The sequence below is a fragment of the Streptomyces sp. genome (genome assembly GCF_019510245.1).
Taxonomy (GTDB): domain Bacteria; phylum Actinomycetota; class Actinomycetes; order Streptomycetales; family Streptomycetaceae; genus Streptomyces.
Map to the genome: position 1 here is coordinate 1 of NZ_JAEKKT010000476.1, position 2172 is coordinate 2172.

Annotated in this window: 3 protein-coding genes; 1 reads left to right on the top strand and 2 read right to left on the bottom strand. The window is 69.8% G+C overall.

Annotated elements, in window-relative coordinates; all coding sequences use genetic code 11:
- The first annotated feature begins 386 nt into the window (after positions 1 to 386).
- Complete coding sequence (locus tag JF597_RS54270) at positions 387 to 755, top strand: ANTAR domain-containing protein (RefSeq protein ID WP_069763843.1); 369 nt, start codon at positions 387 to 389, stop codon at positions 753 to 755.
- On the opposite strand, the gene JF597_RS54275 is transcribed toward JF597_RS54270, so the two are convergent.
- Both JF597_RS54275 and JF597_RS54280 read right to left on the bottom strand, forming a co-directional pair.
- Positions 752 to 946, bottom strand: coding sequence for a hypothetical protein (locus tag JF597_RS54275; RefSeq protein ID WP_294014517.1), 195 nt, complete (start codon positions 944 to 946; stop codon positions 752 to 754). The two genes, JF597_RS54270 and JF597_RS54275, sit on opposite strands and share 4 nt — an antisense overlap.
- A gap of 98 nt (positions 947 to 1044) precedes the next feature.
- Positions 1045 to 2172, bottom strand: a 1128-nt coding sequence (locus JF597_RS54280) for a GAF domain-containing SpoIIE family protein phosphatase (protein WP_294014518.1), incomplete at its 5' end; no start/stop codon positions are given.

Consider the following 2172-nt stretch of genomic DNA (forward strand, 5'->3'; position numbering starts at 1 on the left):
CAGTACGCGGACACCACCATCGCCGAAGCCTCGCACCTGCTCACCGCCTACGCGAAGCAGCGGCGGCTCCGCCTCACCGAGACCGTCCAAGCCCTGGTCACCCGCGACATGCACCCCGGCGCCGTCGTCGAGGCGAAGCGCTGACGGCAAGGATCAGGCACCCCCTTGCGCGGAGCACGACGGAGGCGCGATCAGCGGACCCCCGTTCGCGAGGTTCCTCCGGTCGCAGTTACCCGTAACGAGGCCTCGTCGCGGTCATGGGCCCCAGGGTGGGACCGGATGCGCACGATCGGCTTCCTGGGGTAATAGTCGAAGTGTCGTCCTCACCATTCGGCTCCGGCATCGACAACCCGGGCGGGAGACCCGGGATCTGGGATGTGATCACGATGGACAAGCCGCTGAACGGCGCCCCCGTACGGACCGGAGGGCACCCGGCCCCGGGACGGGAAAGTCTCCTGGACAAGATCACCGAGTTGCAGACGGAGATCGGCCAGCTGCAGGAGGCCATCGTCTCTCACGCCGTGATCGACCATGCGATCGGTGTGGTCATCGGCCTTGGCGGCCTGCGGTCCGACCAGGGGTTCCAAGTGCTGCGGGACATATCGCAGCACACCAACATCAAACTGCGGCAGGTCTCCGAACAGATCGTGGACTGGGTCCACGACGGGGAGTTGTCCGACGAGGTCCGCGCCGCTCTGGAACAGGCACTGATCACCGCGCGGACCCCCGAAGACGGGCGCCGAGACGGCGCTTAGGACGACGGGTGCTCGGGCTGCTGGTCCGGCGGCACCCCGCCACCTTTCCCACCGCCCTTGTCTCCCTTGTCCGTGCCGTGGGCACGGCCGTCCTTCGGTCCGGTCTGCCGCGCCTTCAGTTCGCCGCTCTGCTGCGGCGTGCCGCCGCCTTTTTGGCTGCGTCGCTGTTCTGGCTGCTGTGGATTGGACATGTGAGGACACCTCTCTCACATAGGAGGCCTTCGGATCGGCGAGTTCCCCGGGGAGGCCGGCCGAAGCGTGCCTGATCCTGTCCGGTCCGGTCGGCGGTTCAGGATCTGTCGTGCAGCACCAGGATCGCGACGTCGTCGGTGCGTTGCCCGGCTGTGCCGGACTTGCTGAGCAGGTCGTCGATGAGCAGGTCCAGGTCGCGCTCGTCGGCTTGGGCGAGGTGGTGCGCGAGGCCGGCAAGGGAGTCGTCGAGATCGACCCCGGGTGTTTCGACGAGACCGTCGGTGTAGAAGGCGAGCATCAGGCCCGGGGTCAGCGGGATCTCGGTCAGCGGAAACTCGGCGTCGGGGTCGATCCCCAGGAGTGGTCCGGGCGGGACGACGGCGAGCCGGGTGACACGGTCGGGCAGCCGCAGCAGGGGCGGCGGGTGTCCGGCGCTGGCCAGGCACACGCGTCGGCGGGCGAAGTCGAAGTGGGCGTAGAGGCAGCTGGTGAAGAGCTCTGGGGCCAGGTCGGTGAGGAGCCGGTTGGTGCGGGCGAGGACCTGGTCGGGGGGCGTGCCGAGGGTCGCGTGCGCGTAGACGCCGGTGCGTACCTGGCCCATCAGGGCGGCAGCGGCGACGTTGTGTCCCTGGACGTCGCCGATGACGGCCGCGGCGGCCGTGTCACCGAGGCGGATCAGGTCGTAGAAGTCTCCGCCGATGTCCATGCCCCGGGTCGCGGGCAGATAGCGGGCGGCTACGCGCAGACCGTCGACCCGGGGAAGGGCGCGCGGCAGCAGTGCCTGCTGAAGGCCGTGGGCGAGCTCGTGCTTGGCGTCGTAGAGGCGGGCGCGGTCGAGGGCCTGGGCGACGAGCCCGGCGAGCGACGCGAGGACGGCGCGTTCCTCGGCCGGGAACGCGTGAGGTTGGTCGTAGGACAGGACGCAGCAGCCGACGGGTCTGCCGGAGATGATCAGGGGCAGGAAGGCCCACGCCTGCTTCCCGCTGACCTGCTGGGCCTCCGGGTAGATGCGGCGCATCTCCTCCGGGTCGGCGAAGAACGCGGGGATGCCGCTGGCGATGGCATGCCCGGCCGGGGTGAAGTCGGTGTCGAGGGGCAGTACGTCGAGGCGCTCGATGATGTGGGGGGCGTAGCCGCGGTAGCCGGTGATCCGCAGTCGGCCGGCCTCGGCGGTCGACACGACCAGGCCCTGGGCGCCGAAGGCGGGCATGATCTGGTCGGCGAT

What these genes read in the sequence shown, in the direction of transcription:
- JF597_RS54270 (WP_069763843.1), top strand. Translation starts at nt 387, where the DNA reads ATGGACAAGCCGCTGAACGGCGCCCCCGTACGGACCGGAGGGCACCCG.
- JF597_RS54275 (WP_294014517.1), bottom strand. Translation starts at nt 946, where the DNA reads ATGTCCAATCCACAGCAGCCAGAACAGCGACGCAGCCAAAAAGGCGGC.